Genomic DNA, 19605 nt, shown 5'->3' on the forward strand with positions numbered 1-19605 from the left:
TGGGGATCTGGTCACCTGTTCCTGTGATGCAGGGACAGATGGGTAAGGCCGGACTGGGGAATGTCTGGCGTGCAGGGTGACGTTAGGGGGACCACAGCGTTTTCAGCAAAAGTGGTTGCCGGTTTTGCGGCTGAAAACGCTTCAAACCTTTTAAACAGGGCGTTTTCAGCAAAAGTGGTTACCGGTTTTGCGGCTGAAAACGCTTCAAACCTTTTAAACAGGGCGTTTTCAGCAAAAGTGGGCACCGGCTTTGTGGCTGAAAACGCTCCGATTTCTTAAAGAACGGCCCCTGTCTCCGGCTGCGCGGTGCCTGCCTGAGGAGGAGCCATCTTGCCAATAACGGACAGGATCAGGTCAGGGCACGGCAGGTCTGAGCCGTCAGCGGGTGTAGACCCCGCAATAGACGATGTAGCCGGCATGGGGCTCGAAGTAGGATTCTTTCGGCAGGACCTTTTTGGTGACGGGGTCGGAAAATTTGTAGTCAACCCAGCCGGTCTGACCCGCATTGGCTTTACTGACGATTTCCTTGCCATAGGGCTTGCCGTCAACATCAACGCTTTCTGCGATGTTCTTGCCGATCAGCTTGGCATTCTGGCCATGGGCAACACGGGTGCCGGTTTTGTCGGTGACGATCAGATACAGGTCACGGTCAACGAAGGCACCGCCCTTGTCGGAAAAGTCGGAGAAGGCTTTTTCCGGGCCGACGGCTTTGATGTGTTCGATGCCCTTTTTGACCAATGCCACCGCTTCGTCCTTGGTGCCGAAGTCCGATGCCTGGGCCGGGGTCAGATCCGGTGTGGACAGGAGGGCCGTGAAAGCCAGGGCGGCGGAAAATGCCAGAGTGCGCAGGAAGCTCATCGACGGTCTCCTCATTCGGGGGCGGAACACGGTATTCTGCCCTTAGGGATTATGGCCGGTGCTGACGGCAATGGCCCTGCACCTTTTCCTTAAGGCCTATTAGAGGCTGTTTTACGGGTTGTCTTCAATAGTCCATGCAGACTACGGCAGGTGGGGAATAAAGGTCTCCGCCGGATATAAATGCAAAAAGGCGGCTCCCCAAAAGAGGAGCCGCCTGCCCGGAAATGATGTGTGCATTCAGTTGTAGTGGCGGACTTCCCGCAGGAATTCCTGTACGGAGGTTGACAGTTGTTCCGCCTGACGGGACAGATCTCCGGCGGATGATGTCAGTGTATGGACTGATTCCACACTTTGAATGGCCGTTTCGCGGACGCCGACAATGGTGCGGGTGACATCGCCGGTGCCGGTGGCAGCATGCTGGACGTTGCGGCTGATCTCGGCGGTGGCGGCGTTCTGCTGTTCCACCGCTTCGGCGACATTGGCGGTCTTGGCATCGACCAGACCGATCTGGTCGAGGATGTCGTTGACCGACAGAATGGTGTCGCGGGCGCTGTGCTTGATGTGCTCCACCCGTTTGGCGATTTCCTCGGTCATGTCGTGGGTGCGGCTGGCCAGCGTCTTCACTTCACTGGCAACCACCGCGAACCCCTTTCCGGCATCCCCGGCGCGGGAGGCTTCGATGGTGGCGTTCAGGGCCAGCAGGTTGGTCTGGCGGGCGACGGTGTCAATCGCCTGAATCACGGTGTCAATGTCATCCACCGCCTGCTGAAGGTCCTCCAGCTTTTCCGCCGACTGCTGGGCGGCGGCGGCGCAGGCCTTGGCGGTGCTGGCGGTATCGCTGACATTGCTGGTGATGGTCTGGAGGGAGGCGGACATTTCCTCTGCCGCCGCCGCGACGGTCTGGACGTTGCCGGAGGCGACCTCAGCGGCGCTGGCGACCGAGGCACTCTGATCGGCGGCCACGCCGAGGGATCCGGCAAGCTCGGACGCCATGCCGTTCATGGTCCCGGCGGAGGCCGACAGGCTGCTGACGATGCCTTCTATCCGCTGTTCAAAGTCACGGACGGCGGTGCCGACCGCTTCTGACCGGCGCAGACGCTCCGCCTGTTCGGCTTTCTGTTCATCTTCCAGACGGCGGGCTTCCTTGGCATTGCGCAGGAACACCTGCATCGCCCCGGCAATTTCGCCGACTTCATCACGGGTTTTGATCTGCGGGATCTGCACCGACAGGTCCCCTTCGGCCAGCTCCAGCATGGTGGCGGTCAGCGGCTTCAGCGGGCGGACCGACCGGATGATCCAGAAGGCGAAGGCCCCGCCCAGCAGCACCGACAGACCGGTGACGATTTCCATCAGCACTTCGAACCGGGCGGCGATGGCACGGGTCTCGTCAGTGATGGCCTTGTTGCGGGCTTCCTGAAGATCGATAAACCGGTTGATCGCGGCCAGCCAGTCCACGAAGGCGGGGGCGGCGGTGCTCATCAGCGCGGTTTTGGCCGGGTCATTCTGTCCGGCGTTGGCACTGGTCAGAATCTGGCTGACCGAGGCGAGGGTCCGGGTTTCGATGGCAGCGATGTCATCGAGGATTTTCTTTTCCGCCGCATCCGCCGGGTGGAGGGCCAGCAGATCAGTCATACCCTTGGCGGAGGTGGCATAAGCGGCGGCCAGACGGTCAATATCCGCCTTCAGGGCCTGCCGCCCGGCCGGAGTTTCGGTGAGAATATAATCACGGACGGCGATCGCCCGGTCATGGACGCTGCCGCGGAAATTGATGGCATAGCGCTGTTTGACGCTGTTCAGATCGTTGATCGTCGTCAGGCTGGCGTCAATCTTGCGCACTTCCATGATCCCGACCAGTGTCGTGACCATCATCAGCAGCAGGATCACCCCGAAGCCAAGGATAAGTCGGGTAGTGATTCTGGCGTTTCTCATCATATCCTCCGATCAGGCATTGCCCTACAGGTAGGGCAGCCTTCTTCCTTCGGCAACATTACGCCGGAGGACTGGCATGCGTCCAACGGCATATAGTTTACGGAGAAATCGTAAAATCCGATCAGCGGTCGGGCTGAGAGATCAGTCTGAATAGGGTTATCTAATGATAGTAATTTGATTTTAATGCCTTTTTATTGATTTTGGTCCAGAAAAAAACCGCCGGACCTTTCGGACCGGCGGTTTTCACAAGATCGTGATCTGCTCCGGTTTGCGGGCGGATCATACTTTGGTATCAGACCACGCGTTCGATCATCTTCTTCTTGATGTCGGCGATGGCTTTGGCCGGGTTCAGACCCTTCGGGCAGGTATTGGTGCAGTTCATGATGGTATGGCACCGATACAGCTTGAACGGATCTTCCAGATCATCCAGACGCTTGCCGGTGGCTTCGTCGCGGGAGTCCTGAATCCAGCGGGCCGCCTGCAACAGGATGGCCGGGCCGAGGTAACGGTCACCGTTCCACCAGTAGCTGGGGCAGGAGGTGGAGCAGCAGAAGCACAGGATGCATTCCCACAGACCGTCCAGCTTGGCGCGGTCTTCCGGGGACTGGAGCCGTTCGCCGCTGGGCGGGAACGGGGTGTCAGCCTGCATCCACGGCTCGATCGAGGCATATTGGGCGTAGACATGGGTCAGGTCGGGGACCAGATCCTTGATCACCGGCATATGCGGCAGCGGGTAGATCTTGACGTCACCCTTCACGTCGTCGATGGGCTTCAGGCAGGCCAAGGTATTGGTGCCGTCGATGTTCATCGAGCAGGAGCCACAGATGCCTTCGCGGCAGGAGCGGCGCAGGGTGAGGGTGGAGTCCACCTCGTTCTTGATCTTCAGCAGGGCGTCCAGCACCATCGGGCCGCAGGCGTCGAGATCCACCTCGAAGGTGTCAACGCGCGGGTTCTGGCCGCTGTCCGGATCATAGCGGTAAATCTTGAACTTCTTGACGCGCTTGGCGCCGGCCGGAGCCTTAAAGGTCTTGCCTTCGGTCACCCGGCTATTGGCGGGAAGGTTGAATTCAGCCATGGGTTTATCCTCTCGGCGTCCGGATTAGTACACGCGCTTCTGCGGCTTGATGTACTCGACTTCGTCGGTCCACGTGTAGGTGTGAACCGCACGGTAATCGAGGGAGACGTTGTACTTGTCATCCACATAAGCCAGGGTGTGCTTCATCCATTCGGCGTCGTCACGCTCCGGATAATCTTCGTGGGCATGGGCACCACGGGATTCCTTGCGGGCTTCCGCCGACACCATGGTGGCGTTGGCGCAGGCCATCAGGTTTTCCAGCTCCAGACCTTCGATCAGGTCGGTGTTGAACACCAGCGAGCGGTCGGTGATGCCCATGTCCGGCATGGAGGCGGCGATCTTCTTCAGATTATCGACGCCTTCAGACAGGGACTTGGAGGTACGGTACACCGCCGCATCCAGCTGCATCGCCTTCTGCATGTCCAGACGGATATCGGCGACACGGCGTTCGCCCTTGGCGTTGCGCACGCGGTCCAGACGGTCCAGCGCGTTCTGACCGGCATCGGCCGGCAGGCCCTTGTGCTTGGTGTTCGGCTTCACCAGTTCGGCAGCGCGGTGGGCGGCAGCACGGCCGAACACCACGAGGTCGAGCAGCGAGTTGGTGCCCAGACGGTTGGCGCCATGCACCGACACGCAGGCGGCTTCACCGACGGCCATCAGGCCGCCACACAGGTTGTCCGGGTTGTCCTTGGTCGGACGCACCACTTCACCGGTGTAGATGGTCGGAATACCGCCCATGTTGTAGTGCACGGTCGGCAGAACCGGAATCGGTTCCTTGGTGGCATCGACGCCCGCGAAAATCTTCGAGGTTTCGGTGATGCCCGGCAGACGGCTGTGCAGGGTTTCGGCGCCCAGATGTTCCATGTGCAGGAAGATGTGGTCGGCACCCTTGCCGACGCCACGGCCTTCGCGGATTTCCATGGTCATCGCGCGCGACACGACGTCGCGGGAGGCCAGATCCTTGGCGGTCGGGGCATAGCGCTCCATGAAGCGTTCACCGGCGGAGTTGGTCAGATAACCGCCTTCGCCGCGCGCCCCTTCGGTGATCAGACAGCCGGAGCCGTAGATGCCGGTGGGGTGGAACTGCACGAATTCGTGGTCCTGGAGCGGCAGGCCGGCGCGGGCGACCATGCCGTTGCCGTCGCCGGTGCAGGTATGGGCCGAGGTGCAGGAGAAGTAGGCACGGCCATACCCGCCGGTGGCGAGAACGGTCTGATGGGCCTGGAAGCGGTGGATGGTGCCGGTGGCCATATCCAGCGCGACAACGCCCAGGCATTCGCCGGTCTGCGGATCCATCATCAGGTCCAGCGCGAAGTATTCGACGAAGAATTCCGCCTTATGCTTCAGGCTCTGCTGATACAGGGTGTGCAGGATGGCGTGGCCGGTACGGTCGGCGGCGGCGCAGGCGCGCTGCACCGGGGCCTTGCCGTAATCGCGCATGTGGCCGCCGAACGGGCGCTGGTAGATCTTGCCTTCCGGAGTGCGGGAGAACGGAACGCCGTAGTGTTCCAGTTCGTGCACGGCCGGGATGGCCTCGCGGCACATGTATTCGATGGCGTCCTGGTCACCCAGCCAGTCCGACCCCTTGACGGTGTCGTACATGTGCCACTGCCACCTGTCTTCCGCCATGTTGCCCAGCGCGGCACCGATGCCGCCCTGTGCCGCCACGGTGTGGGAGCGGGTGGGGAACACCTTGGTGATACAGGCGGTCTTCAGACCGGCGGCGACCATGCCGAAGGTGGCGCGCAGACCGGCCCCGCCGGCCCCGACGACAACCACATCATACTTGTGGTCGACAAACGTATAAGCGGCCATCTGTCTCAGCCTCCAATCGCAACGAACAGCACCGACACCACGCCGAACACGCCGAGGGCGATGCTCAGCAGCTTGATCGCCACGATGCTGGCGGTCTTCACGGCATGGCAGTGCACATAGTCTTCAATCACCACCTGCAACCCGAGCTGGGCATGGTGGAACACCGCCGCCAGCAGCAGGACCAGCAGGGAGGCATTCAGGGGGTTCTTCAGCCAGGCATGCATGGAGGCATAATCGGCGCCGACATTGGCGGCGATCGACACCACGAACCAGAACACCAGCGGCACCATCGCCACGGCGGTCAGGCGCTGCTGCCACCAGTGATGGACGCCTTCCTTGGCGGAACCGAGGCCGCGGGCGCGGCCAAGCGGAGTACGCAGGCTCATTTCTCTCTCTCCCGCAGTCGTGTTAGAGGGCCAGGCCAAGGATCCACGCCAGCACGGTCAGGGCCGCGGCGGCGGCCAGAACGATGATGCCGGACTTGTAGATCTCTTCTTTCTCGAACAGCTTGCCAGCGTCCCAGAACAGGTGACGGATGCCGTTGCACAGGTGGTAAAACAGCGCGAAGCTCCAGCCCAGCAGCAGCAGGCGGCCGAACCACGACCCGATCAGGGATGCGGCGGTGGCATAGGCCTGCGGACCGGCGGCAGCCGAGCCCAGCCAGTACAGCAGCAGCAGGGTGCCGACCACAAGGGCGATACCGGTGATGCGATGGCTGATCGACATCGCCATGTGCAGCTTGAAGGAGTAAATCTGGAGATGGGGGGACAGGGGCCTGGAGTCAGGTTTCATGGCGCGGGCCTCTCGACAGCTTTCCGATCACCCGGTGCGGATCCCTTGTTTTGTCGGGGTTGGTCCGGGGGCACGATGAGTCCATAAAATGGCGATGCGGGCTTGGTTTAGCCCCTGACCGCCGGGGTTGTCAACGTTGCGATGGGGCGGTTGTGTGGTTTTTCCTACCCTCTCGGGTGGGTGACTGGCTGGACTCTTTCAAAATGAACGGGTTCTCTTTGCAAGTCATAATAATCACCGTCCGGCCAATTGCCCGAATAGTTTGGGAAAGCGCACCGTATCCTCCCCCGAACGGGGAGGGGGTTGCCTTTTTTACGCCCCACTCCCCGGTTTGGATCAGGAGTCGTGTGCGCCGCAGCAGCCCCCGGCCGGAAACGGGGATGACGGAGGGATGTGACGTAAGGGTGTGACGCATGGGTGTGACGCAGGGGTGTGACGCAGGGGTGTGACATAGACACTTGACTTTGCCCCCCCTGATGTCCGAGTCATCACGGCCGCCCGTGACCGGTGGTCCTGTCAGCCGGAGCTGTCCGGCCTGACCGCCGCAGCCACCGGGGCGCAGGATCCGCCCGGACCCCGGGCTCAGAACGGCTTCAAGGCAGGCACAGACGCATGACGGTCATGATCGAGATGGGAAAAACGCAGAGTGGGACTCCGGCGTTGCTCGATCTGGAAGAGCTGCTGGCGACGCGTCTTCTGGTGCAGGGCAATTCCGGCTCCGGCAAGTCGCATCTGCTGCGGCGGCTGGTGGAACAGAGCGCCAGTCAGGTCCAGCAGGTGTTGATCGACCCGGAAGGGGATTTCGTCACGCTGGCCGAACAGTACGGCCATGTGGCGATTGATGCCGCCGAGCATACGGAAAACGGGCTGGTGCAGGTGGCAGGACGGGTGCGGCAACACCGGATCTCGGTGGTGCTGTCGCTGGAAAATCTGGAGATGGACCGCCAGATGCGGGCAGCCGCCGCTTTCCTGAACGGCCTGTTCGATGCGGCGCGGGAATTCTGGTACCCGGTGCTGGTGGTGGTCGATGAGGCGCAGCTGTTTGCCCCGGCGGCAGCGGGCGAGGTTTCGGACGAGGCCCGCAAGTTTTCCCTCGGGGCGATGACCAACCTGATGTGCCGGGGCCGTAAGCGCGGTCTGGCCGGGGTGATTGCCACCCAGCGCCTTGCCAAGCTGGCGAAGAATGTGGCGGCGGAAGCCTCCAACTTTCTGATGGGCCGCACCTTTCTGGATATCGACATGGCCCGCGCCGCTGATCTTCTCGGGATGGAACGGCGGCAGGCCGAGGCCTTCCGTGATCTTCAGCGCGGGCAGTTCATCGCCCTTGGCCCGGCGCTGTCGCGGCGTCCGCTGCCGATCCGCATCGGCTCGGTGGAAACCTCCGGCCGGTCGTCCAGCCCGAAACTGGTGCCGCCGCCGCCGTCGCTGGAAGATGCCCGTGATCTGCTGATGGCCACCGATGCGCCGGAAACCCCACGGGTTGCCGTGGTCCGCCCGTCGCCGACCGCCACCGACGAAACCCTGCGCTCGCTGGCGGCGGCCCTGTCGGCGGCGGCACAGGCCCCGGCCCCGGTGCTGGCGGCGGTACCGTCTTCCGTGGACGGGGAAGAGGCTGAGGATGACCTGTTGGCGGCCTGTGATGTTGACGCCGCTGAGGAAGACGGGACTGACAGGGACGAAGTCGCTGGGACTGAGGCCCCGGCTCTGGAGGCTTCCCCGGTTTCCGTGGCTCCGGCGGTCAGTCTTCCGGCAGACCAGACCCTGCCGCAGATCGGCACCAGTGCTTTCTATGATGCGATCCTGCGCGATCTGCTGCTGGATCCCGATGCGCCTTACCGTTCGGTGCAGGTGCTGTATCAGGAGTTCATCACCCGCTGTAAGTCCTACGGCGTCAGCGGGCGCGGGATTGATCTTAATGGGTTCCGGCGGCGGCTGGCGACGGCCCGGGCCGGGGTGGATGAAGCCCTTGCCCAGACCCCGGAGTGGGGTGAGGCGGAACAGGTGGCCGCCGGATTGCCGGAAGACCTTCAGGCCCTGTATCTGCTGCTGGCCCGGGCGGCGCTGGCCGCAGAGCCGTGCCCGTCCGACGCCGCCATTGCCAAGGCGCGCGGCAGCCGGTCCGCCCGCCGGGCCCGGGGGCTGCTGAGCTATCTGGAGCAGCGCGACATGATCCGCATCCGCGATGATGTCTACGGCAACCGCTGCATCCTGCTGACGGCTCTGAACTGGGAAACCGCCCCGGGCAACCCCGAGGCCGATCTGTCAGCGGAAGCCTGCTGAAGCCGGTGGCGGCGGCTATTCCATCCATGTGCGGATGATCAGGGTCTCCAGATTGATCTCGACAATCCGGTGATTGCCGCTGTCGCTGACCAGCAGGCGGCCGTCTCCGGCATCCCACACCCCGGCGGGGTCCCGCAGGGGGCGGCACAGGGCATCGGTGCAGACCAGCGTGTCGTCCTTCAGGGCGGTCAGCAGGCCGTCTTCCCGCGTCAGCAGGCGCAGGGTGCCGTTATAGGTGTCGGCAATCATCAGATCCGGCATAAGATCCGGCGTCAGGTCCGCTTCCGGGCCAGACCCCGACAGGCACAGGCCGAGCGGGTGCTGTAACAGGGCGTCCGCCAGCGGCCCGTCGTGCAGGCCGAATTCGAACAACCCCTGTCCGCACAGGGTGGTCACCGTTTCCGCCTTCAGGTCCAGACAGCGGATGGCGGAACTCTCGGCGTCGGCAAAATACAGGTGGCCCGCTTCGGCCAGCAGGCACAGGCCGCTGGGCTGGGCCAGCAGGGCTTCCTCCGCCGGGCCATCGACCAGACTTTCGCCGCCGGTTCCGGCCAGAGCCCGCAGTTGCCCCCGCCCCAGCTCCAGCCCGCCGATCTGGTGGGTTCCGGCATTGGCGAACATCAGGAAGCCCCGGTGGATCTCCACATCCCATGGCGAGGCCAGCGCCGTCCGCTCCCCATCCCGGGCAAGAAAGGGCAGGGCATCCCCGCGTTTCCCGGTGCCGCCGATGGTGGTGACGATGCCGGTGACGCGGTCAATCCGCCGCAGGGCATGGTTGCCGGTATCGGCCACATATAGGGCGGCAGCATCGGCGGCCACCCCCTGCGGGGCATTGAAGCGGGCACGGTGGGCCGGTCCATCGACCAACCCGGCGGTGCCATGGCCGAAGCGGGTCAGTTCCTGCCCGCTGTCATCGGCCAGCACGATCTGGTTATGGCCGGTGTCGGCAATGGCCCAGTGGCGGTTGGTTTCCGGGGCCACCAACGGCAGGGGGCGGATTTTTCCGGGAAAGCGCAGCCGCCCGCCGCCGGGGTCCGGGGTGGCCAGAGGGATCGGGGTCGGCGACAGCTGCCCCCGCCCGGCCAGTGTGCCGAGCAGATCATGGAACCCCTGCATCATCCGGTCAGGATCGGGTTCGCCGGACATCTGCCCGACAATCCGGCCATCCGGGGCGACCACCACCAGTGTCGGCCAGGCGCGGATGGCGTATTGCTCCCACAGCACCCGCTGCGGGTCGTGGATCACCGGGTGGCGGATGCCATGGCGGGCGATGGTATCCGCCACCATGCCGGGGTCCTGTTCCGCCGCAAATTTGGGGGAATGGATGCCGATAATGGTGACACGGTCGGCGAAGACATCCTCGATCCGGCGCAGCGTCGGCAGAATCTGCACGCAGTTGATACAGCCGCTGGTCCAGAAATCCAGCAGGGTGACGCGTCCGCGCAGATCGGCCAGCGTCAACGGTGCGGGCACGTTGAACCATGTCAGTCCGGGGTGGTCGAAGCCGGGGGCGCGGGTGGGGCCGAACATGGGGGGCGTCAAACTCCGGGGTGCGGAAGCGGGCTGGGAAGCAGTCTGGCAGACTACCATATCAGAAGTGGCATGCCCGCCCTGCATTTATGGATATTTCTTCCCCTGCGCGGCGTGCGGTATTATCATCCTCTAATGGTGCTACATCAAAAGGCAATTGGTCTTTTCCGGCGCAGGATGCAACAGCCTGTGGCGGTCCGCACCGGAAAACCGACAACAGCCGGATACCATGGGGTTCCGGCGTCCGGTCGGCAACGGCAGTTGAGGAGGAAATCATGGCGTTCCGGGATATTGTGGTGCTGGTGGACTCTGCGGCGAAGAGTGAAAAGGCGCTGGATCAGGCGGTGCGGCTGGCGCAGCGCCACGATGCGCATCTGATCGGTCTGCACGTCCGTTCGCTGCCGCAGATGCCGAATTATGTGGTGACGCAGCTTGGCCCCGATGTGCTGGACATGCAGCGCCAGTGGAACGAGGAAGCGGCGGTGGCGGCCAAGGCCCTGTTCGACCGGAAGACGGTGGGGATGGAAGCCCGCTGTGAATGGCGCGACGTGGAAGGCCCGCTGCTGGATCAGGTGACCCTGCATGCCAAATACGCCGATCTGGTGGTGACCACGCAGTACGAGCCGGGCTCGGACAGCATTGACGGTCAGGCCGAGGTGGTGGACCAGCTGGTTCTGGGCAGTGGCCGCCCGGTGCTGGTGGTGCCCTATGCCGGAACCTTCGCGGAAATCGGCCGCCGGGTGATGGTGGCGTGGAACGGTACGCGGGAAGCCACCCGCGCCGTGGCCGATGCCATGCCGTTCCTGAAGGCGGCGGATGCGGTGGAAGTGGTGTCGGTCAACGGCGGCAACGGCCATGGCCGGGACGGTCACGGTGATATTCCCTCGGCGGATATCTGCCTGCATCTGGCCCGCCATGGCGTCAAGGCCGATGCGGAACACATCATGGCGGTGGATCTGGCGGTGGGCGATGCCCTGCTGTCCCGCTGCGCTGATGAAGGCACCGATCTGCTGGTGATGGGGGCCTATGGCCGGTCGCGTCTGCGGGAGCTGATCCTTGGCGGGGCGACCCGCGAAATTCTGAAGCAGATGACGGTGCCGGTGCTGATGTCGCACTGAGGCTGTCCTGTTATTTCTGTCCGCAGGCGTCTCCGGTGATTCCGGGGGCGCCTGTGGTGTTTCAAGGGGGTAATCGCCGTCAGTCATGAAAATGCCGCATTTGTTTTACGCAGGTTTCATGTTGATGCGGGCCGCCCGCAGGTAAAGTCCGGCCAGTCCCAACCCACCCGATACTGGGGGTATAGTGCCGTGACCGCTGATATCAACCGTACTGATCTGACCTGCGAAACCGCCTGTACCGAGCAGGCTCCGGCGCTGAACGCGCTGATCGATGCCCGCCTGTCGCGTCGGGCTGCCCTGCGCGGTCTGTTCGTGTCCTCCGCTGCCGTGGTCGGTGGCTCGATGGTGTCCCACTTCGCCATGATGCAGGACGCCGAAGCGGCGACCGCCATGGTCAATCCGGGGGTTGCCGGGGGCAAGTCCACGCTCGGGTTCACCGAAATCGACAAGACCATCACCGACAACCACCGTGTGGCCCCGGGCTACACCGCGCAGGTCCTGATCCGTTGGGGCGATAAGGTTGAGCCGCGCGCCGAAGCCTTCGATCCGCGCAACCAGAGCGCCTGGGCCCAGGCCAAGCAGTTCGGCTACAACAACGACTACGTCGGTTATCTGCCGCTGCCCGCCGGTTCGAATAATTCCGACCATGGCCTGCTGTTCGTCAACCACGAATATACCAACACCGAGCTGATGTTCCCGGGCCTGACCGAGAAGGACGCCCAGGACAAGGTGACCAAGGCGCAGGTCGAAACCGAGATGGCTGCCCATGGCAACTCGGTGATCGAAGTGAAGAAGGAAAACGGCAAGTGGCGTGTGGTGCAGAACAGCATCTATGCCCGCCGCATCTCCTTCCTGACCACCGAAATGATGCTGAGCGGCCCGGTCGCCGGTCATGACCGCGTCAAGACCAAGGCTGACCCGACCGGCACCCGGGTGCTGGGCACCCTGAACAACTGTGCCGGTGGCAAGACCCCGTGGGGCACCGTGCTGACGGCGGAAGAAAACTTCCACCAGTACTTCTCCGGAACCGCTGCCGGGACCAAGGAAGCCGAAAATCACAAGATGTACGGCATTGAAGGCAAGCCGGCCTATGGCTGGGGTAAGCACTTCGACCGTATGAACGTCGACAAGGAACCGAACGAGCCGAACCGTTTCGGCTGGCTGGTTGAAGTCGACCCCTATGATCCGACCCTGATGCCGCGTAAGCGGACCGCCATGGGCCGCTTCAAGCATGAAGCTGCTGGCTGTGCGGTCAATCCGGATGGCACCGTCACTGTTTACACCGGCGATGACGAGCGCTTCCAGTACCTGTACCGCTTTGTCACCAAGGGCAAGTATCACCCGGAAGACCGTCAGTCCAACCTCGGCCTGCTGGACGATGGCACCCTGTATGTTGCCAAGTTTGAAGCCGACGGCACCCTGCGCTGGCTGCCGATGATCTATGGTCAGGGTCCGCTGACCCCGGCCAATGGTTTCCACTCTGTCGCCGATGTGCTGATCGAGACCCGCCGTGCTGCCAAGCTGGTCGGCGCCACCTCGATGGACCGTCCGGAAGACGTCGAAGTCAACCCGGTCACCGGCAATGTCTACGCCATGCTGACCAACAACACCAAGCGCACCGCCGAACAGGCTGACGCCGCCAATCCGCGTGCCAAGAACGCCTATGGTCACGTGATGGAAATGATCCCGCCGGCGAAGAACGGCAAGGCTGATCATTCTGCCCCGGCCTACCAGTGGGATATCTTCCTGCTGGCCGGGGATCCGTCCAAGCCGGAACATGGTGCCAAGTATCACCCGGATGTCTCGACCAACGGCTGGCTGGCCTGCCCGGATAACTGTGCCTTCGATCCGAAGGGCCGTCTGTGGATCTCCACCGATCAGGGCTCTGAACAGGCGAAGAACAAGATCTCCGACGGTATTTATGCCGCCGATGTCTCCGGCCCGGGCCGTGCCCTGACCAAGTTCTTCTACGCCACTCCGAGGGACGCCGAAATGTGCGGCCCCGAGTTCACCCCCGATGGGAAGACCCTGTTTGTGGCGGTGCAGCATCCGGGTGAAGGCAAGGACTCCACCTTCGATAAGCCGAGCACCCGCTTCCCGGACTTTAACGAGGCGATGCCGCCGCGTCCGTCCATTGTTGCGATTACCCGCAATGACGGCGGCGAAATCGGCGGCTGAGCGGATCCTTGAGTTTGATCCCTCAGTTTTAAGGGAAAAGGGCGGATCTTCGGACCCGCCCTTTTTCTCTTCTGCCTGTGTCGCTGGCCGCTGTTACCGGCTGCGCCGCCCGTAGACGGTGGCAAGGATCGCCGACAGCACAATCAGCACCACCCCGCCAAAGGCCACCGGATCGGGCAGCAGGCGGAACACCAGCGCATCCAGCGTCAGCGCCCACAGCATCGAGGTATATTCCAGTGGTGCGACAACAGAGGCCGGGGCGCGGGCAAAGGCTTCGGTCATGGCAATCTGGGCGGCGCCGCCGAGCAGGCCGACACTGACCAGCAGGATGGTGGTGGACAGGCTGGGCATCACCCAGTCCCCCAGAAACCACGTTGCCGCCCCCAGCACGCTGCTGGTCAGGGTAAAATACAGGGCAATGGCACCGGGTTGTTCGGTATGGGTCAGGCGCTTCAGCTGCGACATGGCGCTGGCGGTGAAGGCGGCCCCAAGGATCCCGGCGGCGGTGCCGATCAGAGTGGCACGGTCAATCTCCGGCCCCTGTAGAGCAGGCAGAACGGTCAGGAGGATCCCGCCGAACCCGATTGCTCCCGCGGCATAGACCAGCGGATGCGGCTTTTCCTTCAGGAACAGCCCCCCGGTGATCATCAGGATCAGCGGGGACAGGAACGACAGCACAGTGGCATTGGCCTGCGGCAGATAGGCCAGTGCGGTGAACGCCAGAAACATCGCGCCACAGCCGAACAGGCTGCGCAGGGCATGGGTGCCGGGGCGGCGGGTGGCCAGACCGGAGGGGAACTGTCCGCGGATGGTCAGATACACCACCAGCGGCAGCAACGCGAACACACTGCGGAAGAACACGATCTGCCCGGTCGGGACGTCCACCGTCGACAGGCGCACGCAGGTTGACATCACGGCAAACAGCAGCGTCGACAGAATCTTCAGGATGATGGCGTCACGGTAGGCGGTGGCGGTCATGGTGGGGAGACAGTCCGGCCGGAGAGAAAAAGAAGGGGGAGGGTCAGGCGGTGCGGGCCCGTCGGCTGAAGACGGTGACCAGCGCGGCGGAGCCGACGATCACGGCGGAGCCGATCAGGGTCATCGTGCCGGGGAACAGGTTGAACAGCACCAGATCAAACCCGACGGCCCACAGCATGGCGGTGTATTCCAGCGGGGCCACCACGGTGGCCGGGGCGCGGGCGAGGGATTCCGTCATGGCGATATGCGCCAGTCCCCCGGCCAGTCCGGCAGCCAGCAACAGGCCGATGGTGGCCGGGCCCGGCATTACCCAGGGGGTGAACAGCGACGACAGCAGCCCGGCGGTGCCGCAGGACAGGCAGAAGTACAGCACGATGGCACCGGGGTTTTCGGTGGCGGTCAGGCGTTTGATCTGGGTCATCGCCGCAGCGGTACAGGCGGCACAGCCCAGCCCGCTGAGGGTGCCGTACAGCACCGTTATATCGGTGGAGCCCTGAAGGGCGGGCAGGACCATCAGCAGAATTCCGCCAAACCCCAGACCGGCGCCGACAAACACCATCGGGTGCGGCCGTTCCCGCAGGACCAACGGACCAAGGCCCATCACCAGCAGCGGGGCGACGAAGGACAGGGCGGTGGCATTGGCCTGCGGCAGCAGGGACAGAGTCAGGAACGACAGATACATGCTGCCGATGCTGAACACCCCGCGCAGCAGATGAGCGCGGGGGTGACGGGTGATAATGCCCGAGGGAAACTGACCCTTGGCGGCCAGATAGAGCGTCAGCGGCAGCAGGGCCAGAGTGCTGCGGAAGAAAACGATTTCTCCGACCGGCATATCCCGGGCCAGCAGCCGGACGCAGGCACTCAGCAGGCTGAACAGCAGTGTTGACAGCAGGTACAGCAGGATCGCGCTGGGCAGGCGGGCCGTCATGGACAGTTCTCGGGGCAGACCCGTCCGGGGCAGGAAAAAGCCGGGGAGGGGGACACAGACTTCGGTCGCTGGAAGCAGTCTCCGGGGCAGGGGAGGCGGAAGGGGGACCGCATCGACTGCCCCGGAGACCACTCTGAAGGGCATCGTCGGCGCAAAGGCGGCTCAGGTCGCCGCGCGCGATGCTCTGGAGGCTGGGGAGCCCGTGGATCCAGTATGCGTGGACTTTCCGGTCAGCCGTGAGAGAAAATCTCTCAAGGCGAGGGTAACGAAAAGTCATCCTCACGCATCTGGCTTTCCGGGATGGTATTCTACGGGGGTCGGCTGGAAAAAGCGCCTGCTGCCGGTTTCCCCCGGTTGCAACCGTAGAAAGGCCGTGCAATTGTGACCCCATGATGACACGGCACTGCACTGATTTCTGGGTTTTTGGCTATGGGTCCCTGATGTGGAACCCCGGCTTTGCCTTCGAGGAAGCCGTTCCGGCGGTGCTGGACGGATACTACCGCAGCTTCTGCATCTATTCCCACCATTACCGGGGCACCCCGGCCCGGCCCGGTCTGGTGCTGGGCCTGAATGAGGGCGGGCAGTGTTCCGGCCTTGGCTTCCGCATTGCCCCTGATCAGGTCAGCGCCGTACAGGATTATCTGCGGGAGCGGGAGCTGATCGGCTATGCCTACCGCGAGGCCACGCTGCCGCTGGCCCTGCGTGATGGCCGCACCTGCGATGCCTATACCTTTGTGGCCGATCCCACCCACGGCCAATATGCCGGGGAACTGGGGCTGGAGCGCTCCGCCGAGCTGATCATGGATGCGGTCGGCTGTGCCGGGCTGAACCGTGATTACCTGATCCAGACCGTGCGGCGGCTGGAGGCACACGGCTTCCATGATCCACACCTGTTCGCGCTGCTGCGCGAGGTGGAAATCCGCACCGGCACCATTGAGGCGGGCAGCGGCATCTGATCCGGGCGGAACCGGCAGCGGAGTCCACTGCCGGTTCCGGTCCTTCCGTCAGCGTCCGGTCCGCAGGTAGCCGATAAAGTCACCGACCTCTTTCTGAAGTTTTCCGGACTGGTCAGACAGTCCCTGTGACAGGGATTTCAGGCTATCCGCAGCCTGACCGGTATCCTGCGCCGCCTGCGACACTGAGCTGATGTGGTCGGTTACCGAGGTTGTGCCGCTGGAAGCCCGCTGGGTGTTCACGGCGATCTCCCCGGTGGCTGCCCCCTGTTCCTCCACCGCCCCGGCGATGGAGGCGGTGACTTCCCGGATGGTGTCGATGGTATCGACGATCCGGCTGATGGACTCGACGGTCTGGGTGGTTGCTCCCTGAATTTCCGCGATCTTCAGACCGATTTCATCGGTTGCATGGGCGGTCTGGGAGGCCAGCTGTTTGACCTCCGACGCCACCACCGCGAAGCCCTTTCCGGCGTCTCCGGCCCGGGCGGCCTCGATGGTGGCATTCAGGGCCAGCAGGTTGGTCTGCCCGGCAATGGCGCGGATCAGTCCCACCACCGCGCCGATGGATTGGGCGGCGGCGGACAGGCTGAGGATGTTGTCGTTGGTCAGGCGGGCTTCCTCCGCCGCATCGGCGGCGATGGAAGCCGATTTTGCCACCTGTACGTTGATTTCGCGGATCGAGGCGGACAGTTCCTCGGCTCCGGCGGCAACCGTCTGCACGTTGGCGGCGGCGGCATTCGCCGCTTCGGAAACGGATGTGGCCCGGTCCGAGGTGGCTTCGGCGGTGCCCGCCAGCTGATCGGCGGCGGCGGCAACCGTATGGGCGGTGCTGGCAAACTGATCGGTCAAGGCCCCCATCCGGCTCTGGAACTGGCTGGCCAGTTCCTCCCGCTCCTGCTGGAGGCGGCTGGCCTCCTCGCGCTGACGGTCCTGCTCGTGGCGTGCTTCCTCTTCGGCTCTGGCTTTCAGGCCATCGCGCAGGCGCACCACTTCCTTGCCGATACTGCCGATCTCGTCATCGCGTCCGGCCTCGGGGACATCGGCTTCATAATGCCCGCCGGCCATGGTGGCGAGGGTGCGGCCCAGCGCCTTCAGGGGGCGGCCGACCCCGGTCTGCAACAGCACCAGCACCAGAAGTGCGGCCAGAAGAACAATGGTGCCGCCAATCAGCAGCATACGGGTGCGGATGCTGTCGGCGGTGGCGGTGATGACCGCCGAGGGGACGGAAGCCATCACCACCCAGCGTTCCTGCGTGCCGTCAGCACTGATCGCCCGGGCAATGTGGCGGAGCGGGCCGCCATCGGTGCCGGGGATGGCGGCGGAGTCCCCGCTGACCATCGCGTCTGTCTTCAGGGCAGCGGCAAAGGTCGCGGCCAGTTCGGGGGCTGCCTCGGCCACCGGTTTGCCGATTTTGGCGGGGTCGGGGTGGGCCACCAGCAGTCCGCCACCGGAAATCACGGCGACAGTACCGACGCCGAAGGGCCGGTCCTGCTGGATTTCCTGGGAAATGATTGCCAGATCGAGATCAATCCCGACTGTCCCAGCATATTTTCCGTCTATTTTCAAGGGCATGCTGATGGTGGTGATCAGCAGTTCCTTTCCGGCCACCGGGTAAAGGTACGGCTCGATGGCGATTTTGCGGCCTGTCTGCTTCGGCAGCAGATAGTAGTCCCCGGCCCCCGGTTTATCGTAATCAACCAGAACTTCGCGCAGGAGTGTGCCGCTGCCACGGTTCCAGTACGGCATGAAGCGCCCGCTGGCATCATGGTCCGCTTTCCCGGCGAAGGCGGCGTCCTGCCCGTCGAAGGCATTGGCTTCCCATCCCATCCACGCCGCCAGAATGTTGGTATTATGCGCCAGTCCGGCCTTCAGCAGCTGGTCATAGGCGGCACGGTCGGTGATACCGCTGGCTTTCAGGGCCTCGGTGGCGGCAGCAAGGCTGTCAGGAACCTTGGCGGCAAGGGAAAGCCGGGCATCAATCCGGCTGGCATAGGCATCAATGGTGGTTTTCTGAAAGTCCTCGGTCAGCGTTTCCAGCGCGGTTTCGGTATGGGCAATGATGGTGTAAGCACCGGCTGAAAACAGGGTGCCGAGCAGCACCATCGCCAACAGGGATACTTTCAGAGATATGGATTTTATGATCATCGGGCCGGTTTTCCCCCTGCCTGTTTCTGGCACCCCCCTGTGTCCGGCATCGGATATGCCAGACACAGGGGAAAGGATGACCATTTTTCAAGCAGATGGGAACTGAAAGATGAAAATTAGTACTTAATGTTCATGTAAAGAGAGTTTAATTCAGTTTATCGGTGTAATTATAAAAAAAATCCCGGCAGCAGCCCATCAGCATGGGCCAGTACCGGGATTTTTCATACGGGGTTCTACCGCAGGCAGGGCTGGAGCGGATTACTCGGCGCGGCCGCCGTGGCTGGCCGACCAGCTGATCGGGTCATGCAGGAAGGCACGCACTTCATTGATGGTGTTCTTGTCGAAAGTGCCGGAGGTTTCGGCGACTTCCAGAACATCCCACCAGGTGGCGAGGAAGTGCAGCTCCAGACCTTCTTCTTCCAGCGCCTTCAGGGCTCCGGGGAAGACGCCGTAGTAGAACATCACCAGCGCGTGTTCGCACTTGGCCCCGGCGCTGCGGATGGCGTTCATGAAGTTCAGCTTGGACCCGCCATCGGTGGCAAGGTCTTCCACCAACAGCACGTTCTGGCCTTCCTTCAGGTCGCCTTCGATCTGGGCCATCCGGCCGAAGCCCTTCGGCTTCTTGCGCACGTACTGCATCGGCAGGTCGAGGCAATCCGACACCCAGGCGGCATAGGGGATCCCGGCGGTTTCGCCACCGGCGACGGCGTCGATCACCTCGAAGCCGATATCGCGCTGCACCTGCTGCACGGCCAGATCAATGATCTTCCGGCGGGCGCGCGGGAAGGAGATGATCTTGCGGCAGTCGATGTAGACCGGGCTGGCCCAGCCGGCGGTCAGGGTGTACGGCTCTTCCGGGCGGAAGTTGACAGCCTTCAGTTCAAGCAGAATGCGGGCAACGGTCAGGCCAGCCTGCTTTTGTTCGGGGCTGCGGGAAGCGGTCTGCATCGGCGCGGGTCCTATCGAGTTCTGTGCCAGAGGGACGGGCGGCACGGGGGCTGCCCGGCCGGAATTTGGCTGCGCAGA

16 protein-coding genes are annotated in these 19605 nt (G+C 63.4%); 5 read left to right on the forward strand and 11 right to left on the reverse strand.

Features of this window, described 5'->3' with window-relative positions; genetic code table 11:
- Positions 1–60: 60 nt before the first annotated feature.
- Positions 61–279: a hypothetical protein gene (locus FHS48_RS11820; RefSeq protein WP_184263760.1), complete on the forward strand. Its 219-nt coding sequence runs from the start codon at positions 61–63 to the stop codon at positions 277–279.
- Positions 280–378: 99 nt separating this feature from the next.
- On the opposite strand, the gene FHS48_RS11825 is transcribed toward FHS48_RS11820, so the two are convergent.
- The 6 genes from FHS48_RS11825 to sdhC form a co-directional block, all read right to left on the reverse strand.
- A complete protein-coding gene (locus FHS48_RS11825) occupies positions 379–858 on the reverse strand; it encodes a cache domain-containing protein (RefSeq protein WP_184263761.1) in 480 nt (159 codons plus the stop codon).
- Positions 859–1095: 237 nt separating this feature from the next.
- On the reverse strand, positions 1096–2787 hold the full coding sequence (locus FHS48_RS11830) for a methyl-accepting chemotaxis protein (protein WP_184263762.1): 1692 nt from the start codon (positions 2785–2787) through the stop codon (positions 1096–1098).
- Between the two features lie 292 nt (positions 2788–3079).
- The gene (locus FHS48_RS11835) at positions 3080–3862 is read right to left on the reverse strand and encodes a succinate dehydrogenase iron-sulfur subunit (RefSeq protein WP_184263763.1); all 783 of its coding nucleotides are present in this window, start codon (positions 3860–3862) and stop codon (positions 3080–3082) included.
- 24 nt (positions 3863–3886) lie between these two features.
- Positions 3887–5677: a succinate dehydrogenase flavoprotein subunit gene (gene sdhA / locus FHS48_RS11840; protein ID WP_184263764.1), complete on the reverse strand. Its 1791-nt coding sequence runs from the start codon at positions 5675–5677 to the stop codon at positions 3887–3889.
- Between the two features lie 5 nt (positions 5678–5682).
- Positions 5683–6063, reverse strand: coding sequence for a succinate dehydrogenase, hydrophobic membrane anchor protein (sdhD, locus tag FHS48_RS11845; protein WP_019644704.1), 381 nt, complete (start codon positions 6061–6063; stop codon positions 5683–5685).
- A 22-nt stretch (positions 6064–6085) separates the two neighbouring features.
- Complete coding sequence (gene sdhC, locus FHS48_RS11850) at positions 6086–6469, reverse strand: succinate dehydrogenase, cytochrome b556 subunit (protein ID WP_184263765.1); 384 nt, start codon at positions 6467–6469, stop codon at positions 6086–6088.
- 612 nt (positions 6470–7081) lie between these two features.
- Between sdhC and FHS48_RS11855 the strand changes: the two genes are divergently transcribed.
- Complete coding sequence (locus tag FHS48_RS11855) at positions 7082–8749, forward strand: helicase HerA domain-containing protein (RefSeq protein ID WP_184263766.1); 1668 nt, start codon at positions 7082–7084, stop codon at positions 8747–8749.
- A 15-nt stretch (positions 8750–8764) separates the two neighbouring features.
- Here FHS48_RS11855 and FHS48_RS11860 read toward each other — a convergent pair whose 3' ends face one another.
- Positions 8765–10279 carry a thioredoxin-like domain-containing protein gene (locus FHS48_RS11860; protein WP_260402449.1) on the reverse strand — a complete coding sequence of 505 codons (1515 nt, stop codon included), beginning with the start codon at positions 10277–10279 and terminating at the stop codon, positions 8765–8767.
- A 275-nt stretch (positions 10280–10554) separates the two neighbouring features.
- Here FHS48_RS11860 and FHS48_RS11865 point away from each other — a divergent pair, with 275 nt between their 5' ends.
- Together FHS48_RS11865 and FHS48_RS11870 are read left to right on the forward strand one after the other, a co-directional pair.
- Positions 10555–11397: a universal stress protein gene (locus FHS48_RS11865; protein WP_184263768.1), complete on the forward strand. Its 843-nt coding sequence runs from the start codon at positions 10555–10557 to the stop codon at positions 11395–11397.
- A gap of 189 nt (positions 11398–11586) precedes the next feature.
- Positions 11587–13575 carry a PhoX family protein gene (locus FHS48_RS11870; RefSeq protein ID WP_184263769.1) on the forward strand — a complete coding sequence of 663 codons (1989 nt, stop codon included), beginning with the start codon at positions 11587–11589 and terminating at the stop codon, positions 13573–13575.
- A 93-nt stretch (positions 13576–13668) separates the two neighbouring features.
- Here FHS48_RS11870 and FHS48_RS11875 read toward each other — a convergent pair whose 3' ends face one another.
- Complete coding sequence (locus tag FHS48_RS11875; protein WP_184263770.1) at positions 13669–14553, reverse strand: DMT family transporter; 885 nt, start codon at positions 14551–14553, stop codon at positions 13669–13671.
- Positions 14554–14596: 43 nt separating this feature from the next.
- On the reverse strand, positions 14597–15481 hold the full coding sequence (locus FHS48_RS11880; RefSeq protein WP_184263771.1) for a DMT family transporter: 885 nt from the start codon (positions 15479–15481) through the stop codon (positions 14597–14599).
- Positions 15482–15870: 389 nt separating this feature from the next.
- On the opposite strand from FHS48_RS11880, the gene FHS48_RS11885 reads away from it, so the two are divergent.
- A complete protein-coding gene (locus FHS48_RS11885) occupies positions 15871–16437 on the forward strand; it encodes a gamma-glutamylcyclotransferase (RefSeq protein ID WP_184263772.1) in 567 nt (188 codons plus the stop codon).
- A gap of 48 nt (positions 16438–16485) precedes the next feature.
- Here FHS48_RS11885 and FHS48_RS11890 read toward each other — a convergent pair whose 3' ends face one another.
- Both FHS48_RS11890 and FHS48_RS11895 read right to left on the reverse strand, forming a co-directional pair.
- Complete coding sequence (locus FHS48_RS11890; RefSeq protein ID WP_184263773.1) at positions 16486–18579, reverse strand: methyl-accepting chemotaxis protein; 2094 nt, start codon at positions 18577–18579, stop codon at positions 16486–16488.
- 258 nt (positions 18580–18837) lie between these two features.
- On the reverse strand, positions 18838–19527 hold the full coding sequence (locus FHS48_RS11895; RefSeq protein WP_184263774.1) for an orotate phosphoribosyltransferase: 690 nt from the start codon (positions 19525–19527) through the stop codon (positions 18838–18840).
- Between the last annotated feature and the right edge of the window lie 78 nt (positions 19528–19605).

It is taken from the genome of Novispirillum itersonii (assembly GCF_014205675.1).
GTDB lineage: Bacteria > Pseudomonadota > Alphaproteobacteria > Rhodospirillales > Rhodospirillaceae > Novispirillum > Novispirillum itersonii_A.